16 protein-coding genes, 1 tRNA gene and 1 pseudogene are annotated in these 20055 nt (G+C 64.1%); 11 read left to right on the top strand and 7 right to left on the bottom strand.

The annotated features are described in order from the left end of the window. Nucleotides 1-35: 35 nt before the first annotated feature. Complete coding sequence (locus tag ACTXG5_RS25650; protein ID WP_445164593.1) at nucleotides 36-2921, bottom strand: MMPL/RND family transporter; 2886 nt, start codon at nucleotides 2919-2921, stop codon at nucleotides 36-38. Nucleotides 2922-3293: 372 nt separating this feature from the next. On the opposite strand from ACTXG5_RS25650, the gene ACTXG5_RS25645 reads away from it, so the two are divergent. Next, on the top strand, nucleotides 3294-5573 hold the full coding sequence (locus ACTXG5_RS25645) for an SDR family oxidoreductase (protein WP_445161455.1): 2280 nt from the start codon (nucleotides 3294-3296) through the stop codon (nucleotides 5571-5573). Between the two features lie 9 nt (nucleotides 5574-5582). Then, nucleotides 5583-5978 (top strand): DUF4267 domain-containing protein, encoded by a 396-nt coding sequence (locus tag ACTXG5_RS25640; RefSeq protein WP_445161454.1) that lies wholly within the window; start codon nucleotides 5583-5585, stop codon nucleotides 5976-5978. On the opposite strand, the gene ACTXG5_RS25635 is transcribed toward ACTXG5_RS25640, so the two are convergent. Further along, entirely contained in the window at nucleotides 5950-7476 is a 1527-nt protein-coding gene (locus tag ACTXG5_RS25635) for a flavin-containing monooxygenase (RefSeq protein ID WP_445161453.1), read from the bottom strand. The genes ACTXG5_RS25640 and ACTXG5_RS25635 overlap by 29 nt on opposite strands. A gap of 107 nt (nucleotides 7477-7583) precedes the next feature. On the opposite strand from ACTXG5_RS25635, the gene ACTXG5_RS25630 reads away from it, so the two are divergent. Further along, on the top strand, nucleotides 7584-8411 hold the full coding sequence (locus tag ACTXG5_RS25630; RefSeq protein ID WP_445161452.1) for an LLM class F420-dependent oxidoreductase: 828 nt from the start codon (nucleotides 7584-7586) through the stop codon (nucleotides 8409-8411). A 2-nt stretch (nucleotides 8412-8413) separates the two neighbouring features. Here the strand turns inward: ACTXG5_RS25630 and ACTXG5_RS25625 are convergent, their stop codons facing one another. Then, nucleotides 8414-9877 (bottom strand): protein adenylyltransferase SelO, encoded by a 1464-nt coding sequence (locus tag ACTXG5_RS25625; RefSeq protein WP_445161451.1) that lies wholly within the window; start codon nucleotides 9875-9877, stop codon nucleotides 8414-8416. Between the two features lie 27 nt (nucleotides 9878-9904). Next, on the bottom strand, nucleotides 9905-10471 hold the full coding sequence (locus tag ACTXG5_RS25620; RefSeq protein WP_445161450.1) for a hemerythrin domain-containing protein: 567 nt from the start codon (nucleotides 10469-10471) through the stop codon (nucleotides 9905-9907). A gap of 140 nt (nucleotides 10472-10611) precedes the next feature. Here ACTXG5_RS25620 and ACTXG5_RS25615 point away from each other — a divergent pair, with 140 nt between their 5' ends. From ACTXG5_RS25615 to ACTXG5_RS25600, 4 genes and pseudogenes are all read left to right on the top strand, one after another. After that, nucleotides 10612-10968 (top strand): DUF488 domain-containing protein, encoded by a 357-nt coding sequence (locus tag ACTXG5_RS25615; RefSeq protein WP_445161449.1) that lies wholly within the window; start codon nucleotides 10612-10614, stop codon nucleotides 10966-10968. 24 nt (nucleotides 10969-10992) lie between these two features. Continuing rightward, nucleotides 10993-11864: pseudogene (locus ACTXG5_RS25610) on the top strand (TIGR03619 family F420-dependent LLM class oxidoreductase). Nucleotides 11865-11899: 35 nt separating this feature from the next. Next, on the top strand, nucleotides 11900-12526 hold the full coding sequence (locus tag ACTXG5_RS25605; RefSeq protein WP_445161448.1) for a GNAT family N-acetyltransferase: 627 nt from the start codon (nucleotides 11900-11902) through the stop codon (nucleotides 12524-12526). Between the two features lie 25 nt (nucleotides 12527-12551). Then, entirely contained in the window at nucleotides 12552-13610 is a 1059-nt protein-coding gene (locus ACTXG5_RS25600) for a hypothetical protein (RefSeq protein ID WP_445161447.1), read from the top strand. Between the two features lie 25 nt (nucleotides 13611-13635). Here the strand turns inward: ACTXG5_RS25600 and ACTXG5_RS25595 are convergent, their stop codons facing one another. Genes ACTXG5_RS25595 through crcB (ACTXG5_RS25585) form a run of 3 tightly spaced genes read right to left on the bottom strand, consistent with a single transcriptional unit; the run spans nucleotide 13636 to nucleotide 15499 of the window. Then, nucleotides 13636-14733, bottom strand: a complete 1098-nt coding sequence (locus ACTXG5_RS25595) for a DUF190 domain-containing protein (protein WP_445161446.1) — start codon at nucleotides 14731-14733, stop codon at nucleotides 13636-13638. Continuing rightward, nucleotides 14730-15104: a fluoride efflux transporter CrcB gene (gene crcB, locus ACTXG5_RS25590; protein WP_445161445.1), complete on the bottom strand. Its 375-nt coding sequence runs from the start codon at nucleotides 15102-15104 to the stop codon at nucleotides 14730-14732. The genes ACTXG5_RS25595 and crcB (ACTXG5_RS25590) overlap by 4 nt, the downstream gene beginning before the upstream one ends. Further along, nucleotides 15101-15499, bottom strand: coding sequence for a fluoride efflux transporter CrcB (crcB, locus tag ACTXG5_RS25585; RefSeq protein WP_313865835.1), 399 nt, complete (start codon nucleotides 15497-15499; stop codon nucleotides 15101-15103). Before crcB (ACTXG5_RS25585) ends, crcB (ACTXG5_RS25590) begins: the two co-directional genes overlap by 4 nt. 80 nt (nucleotides 15500-15579) lie before the next feature. Between crcB (ACTXG5_RS25585) and pgm the strand changes: the two genes are divergently transcribed. From pgm to ACTXG5_RS25565, 4 genes are all read left to right on the top strand, one after another. Then, on the top strand, nucleotides 15580-17220 hold the full coding sequence (gene pgm / locus ACTXG5_RS25580; protein WP_445161444.1) for a phosphoglucomutase (alpha-D-glucose-1,6-bisphosphate-dependent): 1641 nt from the start codon (nucleotides 15580-15582) through the stop codon (nucleotides 17218-17220). Between the two features lie 92 nt (nucleotides 17221-17312). Then, nucleotides 17313-18482: an MFS transporter gene (locus ACTXG5_RS25575; protein ID WP_445164592.1), complete on the top strand. Its 1170-nt coding sequence runs from the start codon at nucleotides 17313-17315 to the stop codon at nucleotides 18480-18482. A 53-nt stretch (nucleotides 18483-18535) separates the two neighbouring features. Further along, nucleotides 18536-18611, top strand: a tRNA-Ala gene (locus ACTXG5_RS25570). Between the two features lie 86 nt (nucleotides 18612-18697). Continuing rightward, complete coding sequence (locus ACTXG5_RS25565) at nucleotides 18698-19828, top strand: tyrosine-type recombinase/integrase (RefSeq protein WP_445161443.1); 1131 nt, start codon at nucleotides 18698-18700, stop codon at nucleotides 19826-19828. Nucleotides 19829-20055: the final 227 nt, after the last annotated feature.

The following is a 20055-nucleotide window of genomic DNA, read 5'->3' as shown; positions in this document are numbered from 1 at the left end:
CCATGGTAGCGGCCGCGAACGACGACTCGGGGGCCCTAATCGGGCGCGTGTGAGCCGAGCAGAGCGCGCACCGCCGTACGGGGCCCCTCGGACCTGAGCAGGAAACTGGCCGGGCGCCGTCGCACCCGCAACGGCCACCAGAACCAGCGCCCCAGCAATGCGGCGATGGACGGCGTCATGAATGCGCGCACGATCAACGTGTCGAACAGCAAGCCCAGACCGATCGTGGTGCCAATTTGACCGATCACGAGCAGGTCGCTGACCACCATGGAGGCCATGGTGACGGCGAACACCAGACCCGCGGCCGTCACGACCTTGCCGGTCCCGCCCATCGCCCGAATAATGCCCGTGTTTATGCCGGCGCCGAGTTCTTCTTTCATTCGGGAGACAAGCAGCAGATTGTAGTCGGATCCCACCGCCAGCAGAATGATGACGGACATCGGCAATACGAGCCATTCCAGCCCTAGCCCGATGATGTGCTGCCAGAGCAGCACGGACAATCCGATCGATGCGCCCAGTGAAGTCACTACCGTGCCCACGATCACCATCGCCGCGACAAAACTCCGCGTGATCATCAGCATGATGGCGAAAATAAGGCAGAGTGCCGCAATTCCGGCGATCATGAGGTCGTATCGAGAGCCGTCGTGCAGGTCTTTGTAGGTCGCCGAGACGCCGCCGACATAAATTTGCGTGTTCTCCAGGGGCGTCGACTTGAGCGATTCCTCGGCCGCGTTCTTTATCGCGGCGACACGCGCGATACCTTCGGGGGTTGCGGGATCGCCCCTATCCGAAATGGTCATGCGCGCCGCTTTGCCATCCGGCGACAAGTAGAGTCCCATGACCCGCTGGAAGCTGGGGTTCTGGAAGATCTCCGGCGGTAGGTAGAAAGAATCGTCGTTTTTCGCAGCGTCGAAGGCTTCGCCCATCTCCGTCGATGTGGCACCCTGCGAGTCGGCCTGGCCGATGATTCCGCTCATCGTGGAATGCATGGTCAGCATCATGGTGCGCATGCTCTTCGTGGTCTCGATCTGAATCGGAAGCTCGGCGGCCAGTTTCGGCATCAGGACGTCGATCTTATCGATGTCCACCACCAGTTCGGACAGCTTGTCGTTGATCTCGTCGATACCGTCGAATGAATCGAAAAGGGATCTGATCGCAAAGCAGATAGGAATGTCGTAGCAGTGCTTTTCCCAGTAGAAGTAGCTGCGGATCGGCCGCAAGAAGTCCTCGAAATTCGAAATCTGATCGCGTATTTCGGCCGTGATTCCCTGAACTTCGTGCGTTTTGCCGGCCAGGTCGTGGGTGATCGCGTTGAGCTGCAGAATCAGGCTATGCAGCGTCGTCATGATTCCGATCGTTTTGTTCAGCTCATCGGCTTGCGTGAGCATGTCGTTCATGCGGGCTTTCTGGTATTCGAGATTTACCATCTGGCTCGCGTTCATGACGCCCAACCTGAACGGTATGGTCGTGTGCGCCATCGCGGTCCCCGAGGGGCGAGTGACAGATTGCACTCGGGAAACGCCTGGTACCGCGAGGACACCCTTGGCCAGTCGCTCCAATATCAGGAAATCCGAGGGATTGCGCATATCGTGGTTTGCCTCGACCAATACGAATTCGGGCAACATCCGGCCCAGCGGAAAGTGGCGAATTGCGGCGGAGTATCCCAGATTGGTCGGGAGGTCTGCGGGGAGATACACCCGGTCGTGGTAATTGGTTGTGTATCCCGGTAGCGCTAGCAGCCCGACCAGAGTGACGGCGCACGCCGCGGCAAAAATGGGCCCCGGCCAGCGCACGACCGCCGTCCCGATCCGTCGCCAGCGTCGAACCGTGAGCCTCCGCTTGGGCTCCAACAGACCGAATCGGCCGCCGATGGCGAGGACCGCGGGAACCAGCGTGAGCGCGATTGCCACCGCGACCAGCATGCCTACCGCGCAGGGGATACCGATCGTCTGGAAATAGGGCATCCGGGTGAAGCTGAGGCAGAAAACCGCTCCGGCGATCGTCAAACCGGAAGCCAAGACAACCTTGGCGGTTCCGCGGTAAGTCGTGTAGTAAGCCGTTTCCACATCTTCGCCGGCCTGGCGTGCCTCTTGATAACGCCCGACGAAAAATATCCCATAGTCGGTTCCCGCCGCGATCCCGAGAGTGATCAGCAGATTAACGGCGAAGGTAGAAAGACTGATGGCCCCGTTATTGCCAAGGAACGCGACGATTTGGCGCGCCACCTGCAGTTCGACTCCGACCATCAGCAACAGCAGAATTACGGTGGCAAGCGAGCGGTAGACCAGGAGCAGCATGGCGAAGATCACCACGAGGCTCACCAGGGTGACCTTGAGGATTGTCTTCTGGCCGCTGTGATTCAGGTCCGAAATGAGCGGCGCGGGGCCGGTGACATAGACCTTGAGTCCCGCCGGCGCAGGTGTGCGGTCCACGATGTTGCGCAGGGCGTCGGATGATTCGTTCGACAAGCTCGTGCCTTGGTTGCCGGCGAGCTTCAGCTGCACATATGCGGCTTTGCCATCCTCACTTTGCGCGCCGCTCGCCGTGACGGGGTTTCCCCACAAGTCCTGGATGTGCTGCACATGCTTCGGATCGGTTTCCAATTGACGGAGCAACTGGTTGTAGTAGTGGTGAGCATCGTCGCCGAGGGGTTGCTGGCCCTCCAGGACGACCATCGCCAAACTGTCGGAATTGGATTCCTTGAAGTCGTCGCCCATGCGCTGCATTGCTTTGATCGACGGCGCATCTTTGGGGCTCAGTGATACCGAGCGCTCTTTCTCCACCTGCTCGAGTGAGGGGACGCCGACTGTCACGAGGACGGTCAGGGCCAGCCACGCCAAGATGATGGGCACCGACAACCGATGGATCGTTCGAGCGACGAAGGGTGTGCGCTGTTCGCCGCCCACGCGTGGGTCGCTCATGCGGCCCCGCGCCAGCAGACGTTGTCGGCGTTCACATCGCGCGTGATCCCCTTTGACCACGCCGTCCACCCCGGTGCGCCAGCAGCTGCTGTCACTATCGCTCGTCTCCTCTGGTGATGCAGTCAACCTGCCGCGAGAGCAGGTGATGTCCAGGCAACGCTTCCAAAGTGTCTCATTGATAGATCGGTGGCAACACGAAACCTATTACAGCTGACGGTCACGGCCTGCTGTCGCCCGCCGTCGCCACGGTGATGACCTGCGGTAACGGTACGCTGCTGCGTTACCAGATGGCGGTGCCCCTGATCGGCAAGTAAGTTCGCGAGGGTCTATTGGGGGATGTTTCGGAGCGGAGTTCACGCGAGGACGGTGTCAATGCATTGGGCGATCACCGGCGCAACCGGGTTTCTCGGGGTTCACATCCTGAGCGAACTCCTGCGCGGGGACGACACGTTCACCCTGTTGACCCGGCCACAATCCGACCCGATCACTCGCATCCGCAAGGCGCTCCCGCTGGCGGCCACCGATGGGCAGGTGTGGACCGATGAGGAGCTGCGCCAGAGATTGTCCGTAGTACCGGTGGACCTCGCCGCGCCCAAACTTGGGCTATCGGATCAGGGGTTCCAGGAGCTCGCCGACAGTGTCGATGCCATCTTGCATTGCGCCGGCATCATCGAGTTGGACGCCGACCTTGCCGATCTTCGATGTACCAATGTCGGGGGGGCCACCCGGATTCTCGAACTCGCCGAGGCTGGAATCCGGGCGCCGGATCTATTCCACGTGTCGACGGCGTTCGTCGCTGGGCAGCGCCGCGCGGGTCTCATCTACGAGACCGAATTGGGGGATGACGAAGGCTTCGAGAACAACTACGAGAGGTCCAAATTCGAAGCCGAGTCGCTCGTGCGGGACTGGGCGCAGCGGACCGGGCGCCGGGTCGTGGTGCTTCGGCCAAGCGCGCTGATCGTCGATCGGCCGCCCCATCCCGACTTCCCGTTGCATCCACTTTCCTTCCTGTCGACCTCGGCGGATAGCGCCATGCGCCTGTTCTCCGTGTCGGGACGGCCGCTGCGCACCAGCTTGTCGATGAGACTCAGGGGAGATCTCAACGGCCACTTGAACTACATGCCGGCCGGCGAAGCCGCGGATGAGATGGTCCGCATGATGCGTCTGGCCCCTGGGGGCCTGAGTACCTACCACGTGGTTCACCACCACGACGTCGCGGTGCAAACTCTGATCGAGCTGTTCAACGCGGTCTCGCCGATCCCCGTGACGCTGGTCGAGGGGCCGATCGAGAACCCCAATCTGTTGGAACGGCGCCTCCGGTGGGCCAGCGGATTCATGCCCTACTTGGAGCACAGCCGGACTTACGACACGACCGATGCGCGAGCGGTAATTGGGGAGCCGCACGGCCGGACTGTCGTTGACTTCGAGTATCTGCTGGGAAGTGTGGGGCGGTACAAGCGCTACTTCACGATCAAATCCGAGTCGCAGCGGGAACCCCGCGAGTCGGTCCCGGCAGTTGCACCCCTGGTGGCCGTCGGGCGTCCCTTCGACGTCACGGCCCACAGCACCGACACGGTTCGCCCGACGCGAGGGTTGACGTTCATTGTCACCGTCGGACGAAGCGGATCGACTGCGCTGTCGCGAATCCTCAGCGCTCACCCAGATGTGCTCAGCCTCAACGAGTTCTACCTTTCGGTGCGCGCTTCGTCGGTGGCCGACCACGCGCTGTCGGGCGAAGAGTTTTGGCGCATGCTGGCCGAGCCGCACCCGATCTTCGACTCCATGATCCGGGGTGGTTCGGCGATGCCGGAGTTCATCTATCCCAGACTGCAGGGAGCCCGATTCGATGCGAGCACGACCGGGATTCCCGCGATCTGCATGATGACGCTGCCGCATCTGTCATCGGACCCCGACGGCGTCTTCGACGCCCTCGCCGCGGAGGTTCCGACGTGGCCGCAGCAGACCGCGCGGCTGCACTACGAGAAGCTGTTCGCTTGGCTCGCAACATATTTCGGCGGGACTGTGGTGATCGAACGGTCAGCCATGTCGTTGAGCAGTGTCCCGTGGCTGCGCGAGACGTTCCCTGACGCGAAGTTCGTGCACCTGTTCCGGAACGGTCCGGACACCGCGGTCTCGATGAGCGAACACACCGGATTTCGTTTGATGGCGCTCATTCAAGACGCGCTGGAGTTGCTCGATCTCGATCAGGAGCGCCGGCATCCCGGTCTGCGGCTGGATCCGACAGCGATACCGATCGAGCTCGCGTCCCTGCTCGGTGACACCTGCGACGTCGACTACTTGATGGGTCAGAACCTCCCCGTCGCCCGGTTCGCCCGCATGTGGAGTGAACTGATCGTCACCGGCGAAGCCGAGCTCGCCGACCTGCCCGCACACCGCTACCTTCCGCTGTCTTACGCCGACCTTGTGGCTGACGCCCGATCGTCGTTGGTGCGGCTGGCGAGTTTCCTCGATGTCGAAGCGGACCCGAAGTGGCTCGAATTCGGCACCAGCGTTATCGACCCGAGGTTTACCGGCGCCTCTAATCGGTTGTCCGCAGAGGAACTACGGGCAGTCATCGAAAGCTGCGCTCCCGCCGCGGCCCGCCTTGCGGAACACGCCGTCGCCGCGGGAGCTAACGGAGTTACCGCGTAGGCTGCGGCCATGCCGATCGACCGTGCCGCGCTCGTCGCGGGCAGTATCCGACTCGCCTCAGGTGTCCACTTTCTTGTCGATCCCCTCGGCGCGAACCGGCTCTGGGGCGACCACGGGGAGCCCACCCCGACGGCGCGACTGCTGTTGCGATCGATGGGTTACCGTGACGCATTGATCGGCGGGCTGCTCGCGTCGTCGGCACTGCGTGGCAAGAACACCCGCGGCTGGTTCCTGGCGTCCGGTGGCGCCGACGCGGCCGACCTGCTGGGTGGGCTGAGCGTTCATCACGAGCTCAAGCGCTCACAACAGCTCATTGGCCTGGGCGGCGCCGCGGTTGGAATCGTCGTTGGATTGTGGGGCGCGGCGCGACGCGCGCCTAAAGCGGGGGAGACGCCGGCGGGCTGAGGCCTGGCACGGGATTAGCGGCTGCCCGGACCTGCGACCAGTCGCTCTCTTCGCGCTCAGTCATTTCGTTTGAGGTGATCGCGCCGAAGCGGGCAGCTTCGCGCGCGAACCGCTCGGCCGCATCGGGCAGGGCATCCGGACCCTCGAGGCGGAAACAACTCGGCGCCAGCGGGCCGAACAGCAATGCGCGGCGCAGCTGCGGCCAGTTATCCAGGTTGGGCTCGACCCCGGCGGCTCGGGCGAAGGCGAGTGCTGCGAGGTCCATCCGGGTCTTCTGCGGCCTTCCTCGCTGGGAGCGAGACGTGTTGATGGCTGACCGTTGGCCGCTCTCGCTGATGGCAGGCAGCGTGCCGCCCCACGTGTAGGCGATCCATCTGGCCTGAAGTTCCAGCGGCACAAAGTATCCGCCCGACTGGTCCCACAGGCCCATGAAGGCCAGGCCGGGAAGGTCGCGATGAAAGGTGTAGCGGTCGGCATCCATGTGCACCGCGTCGAGGTCGAGGATCGCCAGGATATCTTCGCTCAGGAACGGCAGCCGCAGTTCGTAGCCGGTTCCGAAGACAATCCCGTCGAACTCCTCGGCATGCTCGTCGGCGAAAGTCACGGTCGCGCCCGCGATGGATTTCATCCAGGGGCGCACCGTGATTCGTCCCTCGGCAACGAGCGGAAGGTAGTGCTGACTCAGCGTGACGCCGGCGGCGAACAGCGATGGGTCGGGTGCCGGTGCGCCGTACTGCTCCGGGCTGCCCGCCGCCCCGACGACGATCTTCCTCATTATCCGGTCGACTTCGGCTGCCGCCAGCGTCTCGGTCGCCAAGGCGCCGTATCGGGTGTACAGCCGGTGGTCGGAGGGGACTCCCGCGGTGAACTTCGGCGCGATGTAGCGCTGCCGCCGCTGGGTCACCACGACGCGCGCCGCACCGAGTTCCGCGACTTCCGAAGCGATTTCGAGGGCGCTGATCGCGCAGCCCGCGACGAGGACTCGTGTGCCGCGATACGTTAATCCATCACGGTAGCGATAGGTGGAGATGGCTCCTGCTGAGCCGGAGAACGTCTCGAGCCCCGGCACGTCGGGGATGGCGGGGGCGTGAAACCGGCCGCTGGCCACCACGACTCGCCCAAAGCGCTCCTCCGTGCCGCCGTGAACCACTTTCCAGCCGGCCGCATCCCGGCTGATCAGTTCGACGCGGGTGCCGAGCCGGATACGCGAGGTGAGCCCGAACGTTTCGGCGTAGCGGTGTAAGTAGTCGAGAACCTCGCGGTTGGACAAGTAGACGTGGTCGGTCGCGTGCTCGAGATCGCTGAAGGCCGTGACGGTGCGGCTGCTGTTGGTGTACATGTTCGGCCACACGCCGCTGCGGCCATCCAGGGCCGCCCACTGCCCACCCAACATCGGTCCCTGCTCGAAGATGGTCGGCTCAAATCCCTGCCGTAACAGCCAGCGCGCGGCAACCAGTCCGCCCGGTCCGGCCCCGATCACGGCAACGCGTGTGGTCATCTCCGAAACTGTCGCACGACTTCAGCCGGCCCGGGTTCTGATCCGGTGACACGAGAGCCTGGATCCTGTTGACTGGGATCATCAGACGTTGACGAGGGGAGTAAGCCATGGGTTTTGGTGTCCTGACTTTTGTCACGGACGAGGGGATCGGTCCCGTCGAGCTGGGCAGAGCACTCGAGGAGCGTGGGTTTGAGGCGCTGTTCCTTGCCGAGCACACGCACGTCCCAGTCGACGCGAAGACCCCGTACCCGCTGGGCGGCCCGATCCCGCGGAAGTACCACCGGACTCTGGATCCGTTTGTGGCGTTGACCGCGGCGGCGATCGCGACCGAGAAACTGGTCCTGGGCACCGGTATCGCCTTGGTCCCGCAGCGCGATCCGATCCTGACGGCCAAGGAAGTGGCATCGCTGGATCTGGTGTCGGAGGGACGGTTTCGCTTCGGCGTTGGCGTGGGGTGGCTGCGTGAAGAGATTGCCAACCACGGTGTCGATCCTTCGGTTCGTGGACGCCTGTCCGACGAGCGCCTGCGCGCGATGATCGAGATCTGGACGCAGGAAAGACCAGAGTTCCACGGCGATTTCGTGAATTTTGATCCGATCTACAGTTGGCCCAAGCCGCTGACGAAGCCATATCCTCCGCTGTATATCGGTGGCGGACCGGCGAGTTTCAAGCGGATCGCCCGATTGAAGGCCGGCTGGATCTCGATGGCCCCCTCACCGGATGGGCTTTCGGGTCAGCTCGAAGAACTGCGTGCCGTGGCCGGGCACGACGTGCCGGTGATCAACGTTCATATGGGGGAATCGACGGCGAAAGCCGTTGAGGGCTACCGTGATATCGGCGTCGAGCACATACTGGTGGAGCTGGAGACCGAGCCGCGAGACGAGACGCTTCGTCATTTAGATGAGCTGCAAGCCGAGTTCGCGAAGGTGACGTAAAGCTAAGTGCCGCAGAAGGTTTGGTAGCTGCCGAAATCCTCGGGGGCCGGGCTGGCGTAGCGCTCCAGGCCCGGCCGTTCGTCATAGGGCGCGGTCACAGCGTCGAGCAGCTGCTTGATCGGACCGAGATCGCCTGCCGTCGCTGCGGCTAGGGACTCCTCGACCAGGTGGTTACGCGGAATGTAGATCGGGTTGGTGCGGTCCATCGATTCGGCGTCGGGACCCAGCGCCCGCCAGCGCGACATCCAGTCATCGAAGCCGGCGAGGTCGATGAAGAGACCGCGTGCGGGGTCGGCGTCGCCTCGGGCGGCCTGGCCGAGGCGACGGAAGAATGAGGTGTAGTCGACGTGGCTTTCCTTGAGGAGGCGCAGCAACTCGTCGGCCAACGCCGTGAGAGCCCTGGCGTCGACGCTCGCGGGTAACCCCAGTTTGGCGCGCATGCCGGACGACCACGTGGCGTCGTATTCGGCCTGGAAGACGCCGAACGACTCCTCGGCGAACGCGACTGCCTCCTCGACGTTTTCAGAGAGCAACGGAAGCAGTGTCTCGGCGAACCGGGCCAGATTCCAGCCGGCGATGGCGGGCTGGTTGCCGTACGCGTAGCGCCCCCAGGCGTCGATCGAACTGAAGACCGTGTCGGGGTCGTAGGCCTCCATGAAGGCGCACGGACCATAGTCGATCGTTTCACCGGAGATCGTCGTGTTGTCCGTGTTCATCACCCCGTGGACGAATCCGATCAGCATCCATCGGGCAATCAATGAGGCCTGGACACCGACCACCGCTTCGAACAGCGCTCGGTACGGGTGTTCGGCCTTCGCCGCGCTGGGATAGTGGCGGGCGATCGCATGGTCGGCGAGGCGCCGCAGCAGGGCGACGTCGCGCGTGAGGGCGGCGTATTGGAAGCTCCCCACCCGCAGGTGACTGCTGGCGACGCGGACGAGCACGGCGCCCGGCAGCGGTGCCTCGCGATGGACCGGCCGCCCGGTCCCCACCACGGCCAAGGACCGCGTGGTCGGGACGCCCAAAGCGTGCATCGCCTCGCTGACGATGTATTCGCGCAGCATCGGCCCCACCGCCGCAAACCCATCTCCACCGCGTGCGAACGGCGTCGGCCCGGAGCCTTTGAGGTGGATGTCGCGAACGCGGCCCCGGTCGTCGGAGAGTTCACCCAGCAGCAGGGCGCGCCCGTCTCCCAACCGCGGGACGAGGCCGCCGAATTGATGCCCGGCATAGGCCTGGGCTACCGGGGCCGCACCACGGGGCACCAGGTTGCCCGCAAGAAATCGCAGCCCGTTGGGGCCGCGCAGCCAAGCGGCGTCGAGGCCAAGTTCCGTGGCCAGCGACTCGTTGAGGACGAGCAGTCGCGGGTCGGGTGGCGTCTCGGCCTGCCAGCGCACAGCCATCTCCGGCAACTCGCGGGCGAAGCGGTCTTCTAGGGCGACGCTGATGTCTGGTGCAACACTCACGTCATCCAGCCTACGGCGGGTCGGCTCCTAGCCGATGGCTTGCCGAATGACATCGCGAGCGCGGTCGAGCATCGACGCGAACGGCCCGACGACAAAATTCAGCTTTGCCGATTCCACACCAGGATGCGGATGGGTCGGCGCGATGGCCTCGGCCGCTCGCACCGCTGTGCCCATCCGCTTGAGATCGGCGGTTTCGAGTCCCTTTTCTAGATAAGGGAATTCATCGAGCTCCTCGTGTTCAGCGTGGTCGAGGACCGCTTGTCGCAGCTTGGTGAGTTCGTCGATGAATTGCTGAGACGTGATGTCCAGCTTTTCGATCTGCGACAGCAGTTCCTTAGCCTCGTGCTCTTCTTTCAGTCGAGCGTCGACCACCGCATCGCCGGCATCGGCCTGGCGTCGCGCCCGAGGATGGACCAGCATTTCCTCGGCCGTTTCGTGGACCGCCAGCAACTGACGTAACGCGGCAAATGGTTTCTCACGTGCTTCGGGGTCCGAGGCAAGCAGCACCTCGTCGAACATGTCCTCGATCAGGTTGTGCTGTGCCTTGAGGAGCGCGACTACTTCGTCAGGGGATTTGATGATCATTTCGGCCACGGCAATACCTCCGGGTAAGGGCGTTGAGAAATAGCGCGGTGGGCTGTGCGCCGTTTGGTCCTACGTACCCGGGCCGCGCCCGGGTAAACCCCCCAGTTCGCTGATCAACAGCGCTTTCGCCGGCTCGCTAGGCTGATGGGATGGGCGCCGAAAGCCGTATCCGGGTCGGGCGCATCTATGACGACATCGACCCCGACGAGGGTCAGCGCGTCCTGGTGGATCGCATCTGGCCGCGTGGAATCCGCAAGGACGACCCGCGGGTGGGCATCTGGTGCAAGGACGTTGCGCCGTCAAAAGAACTACGCGAGTGGTATCACCACCAGCCGGAGCGTTTCGCCGAATTCGCGTCGCGCTACGAGGCGGAACTGACCGGCAACACCGCGCTGGAGGAGCTGCGCAAGCTGACCAGGCGCGGTGTCGTGACACTGGTCACCGCGACCCGCGATTTGGATGGAAGCCAGGCGGCGGTGTTGGCGAAGTTACTCAAAGGCAGCTGAATTTCCGCATGAGACGATCGTGCGATGCAGCTTGGATTGCACGCGTTGGGGATCGGGGCCGGCGCCGACCGCGCGATGATCGATGCCGTCGCCTCCTCGGCGGACGAATGCGGTTTCGCCACGCTGTGGGCGGGTGAGCACGTTGTCATGGTGGACCGATCCGCCTCGCACTATCCGTATTCCGACGACGGCGCCATTGCCGTTCCAGCACAGGCGGATTGGCTTGACCCGATGATCGCGCTGGCATTCGCCGCGGCCGCATCGTCACGGATCGCCGTCGCGACAGGCGTCTTACTGCTGCCCGAGCACAACCCGGTGGTGGTGGCCAAGCAGGCCGCCAGCCTGGATCGGTTGAGCGGCGGGCGGCTGACACTGGGCATCGGTGTCGGTGGTCGAAGGAGGAATTCGCCGCGCTTGGAGTGCCATTCGAGCACCGCGCGGCGCGCGCGTCCGAGTACGTCGCCGCGATGCGCACGTTGTGGCGCGACGACGTCGCCTCTTTCGACGGGAGGTTCATCGGCTTCGACTCGATCCGGGTGAACCCCAAACCGGTTCGCGATCGTGGCATCCCGATTGTGATGGGGGGAAACAGTGATCCGGCTCTGCGGCGGGTGGCTAGTTTGGCGGACGGCTGGTACGGGTTCAACCTGGACGGCGTCACCGCGGTGCGTGAGCGACTCGGCAAGCTGGATGAACTGTGCGCCGGGCTGGGTCGTGACCGTAGTGAGCTGCGACTGGCCGTGGCACTACGGGAACCAAGGGTTGAGGATTTTGATGAGCTCGCCGCGTTGGGTGTTGACGAATTGGTGCTTGTGGAAGCGCCGCCCGAGCGCCCGGAGGCCGCGGGCGACTGGGTTTCGACGCTGGCAGACCGGTGGATCTCAGAACGCGGCTAGAGCTGGCCTGACGGGGAGTAGGCTCCCCGGTTGACATGAGTGACCTGGAAGTGATCCTGCCCCGGCAACTGACCGACATCAGCGCCGAGGTCCGTGTCGTGCCGCCCCCACCAATACCGCAACTGCCGGAGCCGTACGGGTTGCGTCTCGCCGATCCGGACGCGGACGCGGAGTTGCTCTCCGAGTGGATGAACCGGCCGCATTTGGTCGAATCGTGGGAGTATGCCTGGCCGGCGGAGCGTTGGCGTCGTTACCTGCAGGCGCAACTCGAAAGCGGTTTTTCCCGCCCGTTCGTGGCCAGTCTCGATGGCGTGGATCACGGATATGTCGAAATATACCGGGCAGCAAAGGATTCCATCGCGACGAGATACGAGTATGACCCCTACGATTTGGGTTTACACGTCGCGGTAGCGGATTTGGAGTACATGCGTCAGGGCCACGTCAAGTACCTGCTGCCGCACTTGTTGGTCAGCATGTTCACTCTTGATCCGCAATGTCGGCGGATCATGCTCGATCCCGACCACCGCAACGTCCTGGCGCGCAATTTCTGTGAGCGTGGCGGCCTTACATTCCTCGGCGAGCACGACATGTCCAACCGCCGGATGGCGCTGTATGTGTTGCCACGCACTCCCGACGACGTGCCCCGGCTTCGCGAGAGCTGATCTGCCTCTGCGAAAGTAAGTAGCCATGTGGGCTCGGCTTGTGGTGGCGCCATGGTGGGTGCTCTGGCTGGTCAATGCGGCAACGTTCACGGTCACTCTTCTCGCGATTTGTGTGTTGGGATTCTCCGGCTTTGCGGCCTCCGGCTGGACGTGGCCGCTGCTGGCGGTGCTGGGATTCAGCGTGGTCCTGACCGCGCTGATGACCCTTGCCCGGCGCCCTATCCAGCAAAGCTATGCGCGGACCGTGGCCGGTTTGAGCCTGCCGCAACGCTCGCAGGCCGTCAGGGCGCTGCGTCGTGATGAGGTTCCCGCCGAGCCGGCCGTCCTGGCGGCTGCCATCCGCATCGGAAACCTCTCAACGGCTTACCGGCGCCGGGTGCCGCGATGGCAGAAAAGGCTGGCATGGTGCGTGCCGGTGCTGTGGGTAATCGCCGGGGTTCTGGCATTCGTCGGCGGCAACGCGCGAGGTGGGCTGACCTGGAGTGCGCTGGCGCTGTGGATCGCGGCTCGATTGCTGTGGGCATCGCACAAAGCACGCCGGTTGCCGCAACGCCTCGAGCTACTGCGTTCGGCGGCCGACTCCAGCCCGCAAGCACTCTCCGTGCTGGCCGAGGCGCGCGATTCCGCCGCGCCGCCGCCAAGCCTGCGGTTTCGCATTGTTTATGCCGCATTCGTCGCCATTGCCGTCGCCGGCGGACTTGTCGCGGTGTATCTGCAGGCCCGGCCCAGCCGGGACTGCCGCACCGCCGACGCGGTCGTGGGCTTCATCCACGCGCACCCCGACATGCTCGATTCCACATTGATTACTCCCGGCGGCCCCGGCCTGGACAAGTACCAGGACTGGTCAGATCAGCTCGTCGCCTACTCGCAACAGGCCTCAGCGCCCGATCTCGCACCGCACCTGCACCGCATCGCCGGGCTCTCCGCAAGTGCGGTTGCGCTGGTGACCGACGCGCGACGTGACTCTTTCGCAACCCAGTCCGCCGACGAAACAATCGCTCGACAGGCCTCGTACTACGGCATCATCGGCAAGCTGATCGATGAGGACAAAGCTCTTATCCCGCCGTGTCATCCGCACCGCTAGGCGTTTGTACGCGAACAGGTTTGGGTCAGTAATCGTGCTGTGCCAACGAGATGTCGCCGAGGCGTTGCGACTCGTCGAGTGACAACACTGCCGGAACCATCTCACTGGTGACCAGCCCGTGGCGGCCGGTCAGCTCGTCAACGATATCGAAACTGCGCGCGATCGAATCCGGCGTGTCCACAATGATGGTCGTCACCGGAACGCGCCGGCCGATCTGAAACAGATTGTCCCCGTGTGGTTTATGATCACCGTGGAATCCCCAGATGCCGCGTAGCACCGTCGCCCCGCGGGCGGTTCCCGAACGCAGCAGTCGCTGCACAAGTGCGCGGTGGATCGGCAGCTCGTCGTGTCTGGTGGTTTCGGCGGTATACACCATCAGCTTTTGCCACAGGGCGCGCCCTTGGCCATCGGTCATTGGCAGCTGCGGTGGGCGCGCGAACATCTCACCGTCGCGTTTACACAATCGCACCCGTTCGACCGTCAGCAACGGGTCGGCCACCATGCCGGTCAATTCCGTTGCGGCAGAACTGACTTGCTCAGTCGACCCGATGGCGATGATCATCACCGGAACATTGACATTGCGGCCGAAAAACTGCGCTCGGCGGCGCTGTCCATGTGCCGTGCCATCGACGCCGAGAAGTACTATGGCACCGGCGAATCCGTGTCGATACAGCAGTTCGCATATCGCGTAGTGCGCCACCTTGCCGGCGATGCGCTCCTGGCGGCCGACATACACGGTCAGTTTTGCGGCGTCGCCGTTGTGTGCGTCGAAGTCGCCGAGCGCGTCGGCACCCCGTTGCCGGGTGACAAGCCGCGCTCGTTCCAGGGTGAGTAGCCCGCGGCCGGTCATCGCCGCCACATCGTCGACCAGGGAGCGGATCTTGGGCTCGAGGTCGACCGCGGCGATCGCCACCGCGGGATCCTCGGACAAACTCAACGACACGTCAGTGCGCAGCTGGTGGCTCGCTCCGAAACTGGCGATACCGCGCAGCATCACGCTGGTTGCGACGTCGTTGGCGCCGAACACATCGAACATCGCGTCCGCCAGAAAGCGTGCGCTGTCGCCGACGACGCGTTGGCGCTCGCCGAAGTACGCGGTCAACTTCAGGCACGGCTGATTCATAGCTGCTCCGCCACCCATTGTCCGAGCACTGCCGCGGCCACGCCGAGCACGACGCTGACCACGATGTTGGCGGCCGCCGCCCACATCCGACGCTCCTCACCCAGCCGCTGAGTCTCGAGCATCCAGGTGGAGAAGGTGGTGTAAGCGCCAACAAAAGCAGTGCCGGCCAGCAACGCCGCATCCTTGCTCAACGCCAGACCGCCGAGGAACCCGAGCAACGCGGCGCCGCTGATGTTCACGGCCAGCGTGCCGAATGGAAACGGCCGGGCCAGCCGCTGGGTGACCGTGCGATCCACCAGAAAACGCAGCACCGACCCGATTCCGCCGATGAGCACGACGCCGGTCCAGACCAACACCGTCGTTGCCGTCATGAGCGAACCCGGGCTCGCCGCACCAAACCGGTGGCCAGGTGCACTGCCAGCAACCCCAGCACGATGCTGGTGACGGTGTAGGCCACCGCGAGTACCCAGTGGCCGTGTTCGATCATCTTCAGGGTCTCGACCTGCATCGCGGAGAACGTCGTTAATCCGCCGCACAATCCGGTGCCCAGCACCGGACGCCGATAACTCGACAACGGCAACCGCTCCAGCAGCCGGGTGGTGAAGTAGCCGACCAGAAAGGCGCCGACGATGTTGACGGTGAACGTCGGCCAGGGCCACGCCGCGGGGTCGGGGACCAGAAGGGTGCTCAGGGCCGCGCGGGCCAGAGTGCCCAGCGCACCGCCGGCGAATACCGCGGCCAACTCGCGATAGTCGGGTTGTGCCACGGGTTGTTTCCCTTCGGTGTGCCAATTGTGCGCTTTCGCAGGCTACAGAGCAGTACGGCGTATGGGCAGAATAAGTAACCATGGCCAACCCGCGCGCCGGTCAACCGGCACTGCCCGAAGACCTCGTCGACCTGCCCCACCTGGTGACGGCGTACTACTCGATCCAACCGGACCCCGAGGATGTCGCTCAGCAGGTGGTCTTCGGCACCTCGGGGCACCGTGGTTCGGCGCTCAACGGGGCATTCAACGAGGTCCACATTCTGGCCGTGACGCAGGCGATCGTCGAGTACCGGGTCGCGCACGGCACCACCGGACCGTTGTTCATTGGCCGGGATACGCATGGGCTTTCCGAACCGGCATGGGTGTCGGCGCTTGAGGTGCTGGCCGCCAACGACGTCGTCGCCCTGATCGACTCGGCCGACCGCTACACGCCGACGCCGGCAATCAGCCACGCCATCCTCACCTACAACCGCGGCCGCACCGAAGGGCTGGCCGACGGAATCGTCGTGACGCCGTCGCACAACCCGCCGCCCGACGGCGGCTTCAAGTACAACCCGCCCAACGGCGGCCCGGCGGACACCGACGCGACGAACGCAATTGCCAAGCGCGCCAACGAGATATTGCGAGCCGGTGGTTCCGGGGTGAAGCGGGTGCCGCTGGCCCGCGCGCTGCGGACCGCGCAGCGCCACGATTACATGGACAGCTACGTCGACGACCTGCCGAACGTGGTCGACGTTGATGTGATCCGCAAGGCCGGGGTTCGGATCGGAGCCGACCCGCTGGGCGGGGCCAGCGTCGATTACTGGAGCGCGATCGCCGAACGGCACAACCTCGAGCTGACCGTGGTCAATCCGCTTGTTGACGCGACGTGGCGGTTCATGACGCTCGACCACGACGGCAAGATCCGGATGGATTGCAGCTCTCCGAATGCGATGGCTGGGCTTATCCGCGTCATCGCCACCTCGGATCACTATCAGATCGCCACCGGCAATGACGCCGACTCAGACCGCCACGGCATCGTCACCCCCGACGCGGGGCTGATGAATCCCAACCACTATCTGGCCGCGGCCATCGACTACCTCTATACCCATCGGCCGTCCTGGCCGGCCGGCATCGCGGTCGGCAAAACCGCGGTCAGTTCCTCGATCATCGACCGGGTGGTCGCCGGCATTGACCGCAAACTCGTCGAGGTACCCGTCGGGTTCAAGTGGTTCGTCGACGGCCTGATCGGCGGCACCATCGGGTTCGGCGGCGAGGAGTCGGCGGGGGCGTCGTTCCTGCGGCGCGATGGATCGGTGTGGACCACCGACAAGGACGGCATCATCCTGGCGCTGCTGGCTTCTGAGATTCTGGCCGTCACCGGTGCCACACCGTCGCAGCGCTATCAGGCGCTTGCCGACAAGTACGGCACGCCGTACTACGCGCGGGTCGACGCACCCGCCGACCGGGAGCAAAAGGCCCGGCTCTCCAAATTATCGCCCGACCAGGTAATGGCGACGGAGTTGGCGGGGGAGCCGATTACCGCCAAGCTGACCGCCGCGCCCGGCAATGGCGCGCCGCTGGGTGGCCTTAAGGTGACGACAGCCAACGCGTGGTTTGCTGCGCGGCCTTCGGGCACCGAGGACGTCTACAAAATCTACGCGGAATCCTTCAACGGGCCCGAGCATTTGGCCGAGGTGCAAGAAAGTGCGCGCGAGGTAGTTAATAAAGTCATTGGGTGACCTTTTCCCTCTGCGTTGCCCGCCCGGGGGGGCGCGGGTCCCGTTCTGTTCAGTTGCCGCGCGAAGTCTGGATTCTCAGCTGGGCGAATGTCATGATCGCGCTGGGTTATGGCGTCGTATCCCCGGCGCTACCGACCTTTGCACGCACCTTCGGGGTGAGCATCGAGGCGGTGACTTTCTTGATCACCGTCTTTTCGTTGAGCCGGTTGTGTTTCGCACCGGTAAGCGGGTTACTGGCACAGCGGCTGGGTGAGCGGCGTATCTATATCGGTGGTTTGCTGATTGTGGCATTGTCCACCGCCGCGTGTGCGTTTTCCCAGACTTACTGGCAACTAATGCTTTTCCGAATCCTCAGCGGCATCGGATCGACAATGTTCTATGTCTCCGCGTTGGGACTGATGATCCACATCAGCCCGCCCGACGCGCGCGGGCGGATCGCCGGCCTGTTCACCACCTCATTCATGGTGGGCGCGGTCGGCGGGCCGGCAGTCGGCGGTCTAGCGGCGGGTTGGGGGTTGACCGCACCGTTCGTCGTCTACGGCGTCGCGCTGCTGGGTGTGGCGGTGGTGTTGTTCTACAGCCTGCGGAATTCGGCGCTGGCCGCGCCCCCGCCGCCGACCCGGGCGACCGTAACGATGCGAGAGGCGCTGCGGGTTCGTGCGTATCGGTCGGCGCTGTTGTCCAATTTTGCGACGGGCTGGTCGGCGTTTGGGCTGCGCATCGCGCTGGTCCCGCTGTTCATCTCCGACGTGATGGGCGGCAGCGTCAGCGTCATCGGCTGGGTGCTCGCGGCGTTCGCGGGCGGTAACGCGCTGGCCGTCGTCCCCAGCGGCTACTTGTCTGATCGGATGGGACGGCGCACGTTGCTGATCGTCGGCCTGGCGGCGTCCGGGGTGGCGACCGTCTGGCTTGGCCTCGTGTCGTCGCTGCCGGCGTTTACGGTCGCGGCGTTTGTGAGCGGTGCAACGACAGGCATCTTTATGTCACCGTTGCAGGCCGCGGTCGCCGACATCCTGGGCAGTGAGGCCCGCGCGGGCCTTCCGGTGGCGGCGGTGCAGATGGTGACGGATCTGGGCGCCATCGTCGGGTCCATGGCGGTCGGCTGGGTCGCCGAGCAACTGAACTACGGCTGGGGCTTCTTCATCAGCGGGATCGTTCTGCTGATCGCGGCCGTCGGCTGGGTGGTGGCGCCGGAAACGCGGCCGGCATCCGATCCGACGTCGGAGCTGTTGCCGACCGCAGCGGACGTCGAGCTGGCCTGACCAGCAACTTTGAAGGACGGTTAGCAGTGGTGTAGCTTCGATTGGCACGACTTGGGGCTATGGCGCAGTTGGTAGCGCACCACACTGGCAGTGTGGGGGTCAGGGGTTCGAATCCCCTTAGCTCCACCAGGATAACTGCAGGTCGCAGGGTCAAAATTGCCTCACGCGAAGTCCTCGTCAAGGTTCCCGTCAAGATTCGGCGTAGCATGCGCTGCATGGCGTCAATTCGGGAGCGGGATCGCAAGGACGGATCTCGTTACTGGGCAGTGCTTTACACGCTCAACGGAAAGCAGACATCCAGCAGCTTCAACGACCACGCGGAAGCGCTCGACTTCCAGAACCTGGCCAACCGGCTCGGCCCGGCGAAGGCCGTCGAGGTCTGGCGCACCAGGCAGCAGACCGACGGCGGTCATACCGTGGTCAGCTGGTGCAGTCACTACATCGAGCACCTCACTGGCGTGAACCAGGCGACCCGAACCAAGTACCGGGCCTACGTCACCAACGACATCGCACCGTTGGCCATAGGGCCGCTGCCGCTGTCGTCATTGACGAATGCTGATGTGGCTCAGTGGCTCAACGGCCTCACGGGGTCGGCGAAAACCGCCGCGAACAAACACGGCTTCCTCGCGGGTGCCCTCAATGCCGCAATGCGAGCTAAGCACATCACGGCTAACCCCTGCGACGGCAACCGCCTGCGCCGCGACGAACCTACCGAGATGGTCTTCCTGAGCCACGAGGAGTTTCGGCTGCTGCTGTCATCGGTGACGGAGTCCTGGCAGCCGTTGGTGGAGTTCTTGGTTGCCAGCGGTGCTCGGTGGGGCGAAGCGTCGGCCTTGAAGGCCGGTGACATCAACGTGGCTGAGGGCACCGTCGACATCAGGCGGGCATGGCGCTACGTCTCCGGCGAGGGCTACCAGCTTGGGCCGACCAAGACGAGACGTAGCACCAGGACTATCGACGTGTCTGCGTCCACCTTGGCCAAGCTCGATCTGTCAGGGGATTGGGTCTTCACGAACAGTGGACGGGGTCGACGTGGCGATGACGGCCCAGTTCGAGCCCACAACTTCAACCCCAACGTCTGGGTGCCTGCCTTGGGCCGGGCCAAAGACGCTGGCCTGATCAAGAGGCCGAGGGTGCACGACTTGAGGCACACCAACGCCAGCTGGCTCATCCAAGCCGGAGTCGCCCTGACAGTCGTCCAGCACCACTTAGGTCACGAATCGATTCAGACGACCTCTGACTGTTACGGCCATTTGGATCGAAAGTCGTCACGTGTGGTGGCCGATGTGGTCAGCAAGGTTCTTGGACCGCCGAAAAAGGCTGTGGCCAAGCAGAACACCGCCTAGAGGCAAGCTGCCAAGATGGCCGCGATCATGATGTAGCAATTTCCTACGCGCCAAAATGGCCTATATCGCACAGCCAATTGCTGCGGCCCGCCTACTAGCTCAGGGAATGGCCACGGATCAGCGATGATCAAAACAGCTTCGAGAGCGCTGGCACGTAACGGCAGGTAATGTAGACGATGTGTTTCGGGCGCTGGATCGGCAGCGGGGCGTTCGAGAGTCGTCCTAGA

It is taken from the genome of Mycobacterium sp. Dal123C01 (assembly GCF_052566995.1).
Note: the sequence above shows the minus strand (reverse complement) of the source record. Positions and strands in the feature narration are given on the sequence as shown.

Coding starts and splice junctions, on each gene's coding strand:
- ACTXG5_RS25645 (WP_445161455.1), top strand. CDS start 3,294: ATGCATTGGGCGATCACCGGCGCAACCGGGTTTCTCGGGGTTCACATC.
- ACTXG5_RS25565 (WP_445161443.1), top strand. CDS start 18,698: ATGGCGTCAATTCGGGAGCGGGATCGCAAGGACGGATCTCGTTACTGG.
- ACTXG5_RS25605 (WP_445161448.1), top strand. CDS start 11,900: ATGAGTGACCTGGAAGTGATCCTGCCCCGGCAACTGACCGACATCAGC.
- crcB (WP_445161445.1), bottom strand. CDS start 15,104: ATGACGGCAACGACGGTGTTGGTCTGGACCGGCGTCGTGCTCATCGGC.
- ACTXG5_RS25615 (WP_445161449.1), top strand. CDS start 10,612: ATGGGCGCCGAAAGCCGTATCCGGGTCGGGCGCATCTATGACGACATC.
- ACTXG5_RS25640 (WP_445161454.1), top strand. CDS start 5,583: ATGCCGATCGACCGTGCCGCGCTCGTCGCGGGCAGTATCCGACTCGCC.
- ACTXG5_RS25630 (WP_445161452.1), top strand. CDS start 7,584: ATGGGTTTTGGTGTCCTGACTTTTGTCACGGACGAGGGGATCGGTCCC.
- ACTXG5_RS25650 (WP_445164593.1), bottom strand. CDS start 2,921: ATGAGCGACCCACGCGTGGGCGGCGAACAGCGCACACCCTTCGTCGCT.
- ACTXG5_RS25600 (WP_445161447.1), top strand. CDS start 12,552: ATGTGGGCTCGGCTTGTGGTGGCGCCATGGTGGGTGCTCTGGCTGGTC.
- ACTXG5_RS25635 (WP_445161453.1), bottom strand. CDS start 7,476: ATGACCACACGCGTTGCCGTGATCGGGGCCGGACCGGGCGGACTGGTT.
- pgm (WP_445161444.1), top strand. CDS start 15,580: ATGGCCAACCCGCGCGCCGGTCAACCGGCACTGCCCGAAGACCTCGTC.
- ACTXG5_RS25575 (WP_445164592.1), top strand. CDS start 17,313: ATGATCGCGCTGGGTTATGGCGTCGTATCCCCGGCGCTACCGACCTTT.
- ACTXG5_RS25595 (WP_445161446.1), bottom strand. CDS start 14,733: ATGAATCAGCCGTGCCTGAAGTTGACCGCGTACTTCGGCGAGCGCCAA.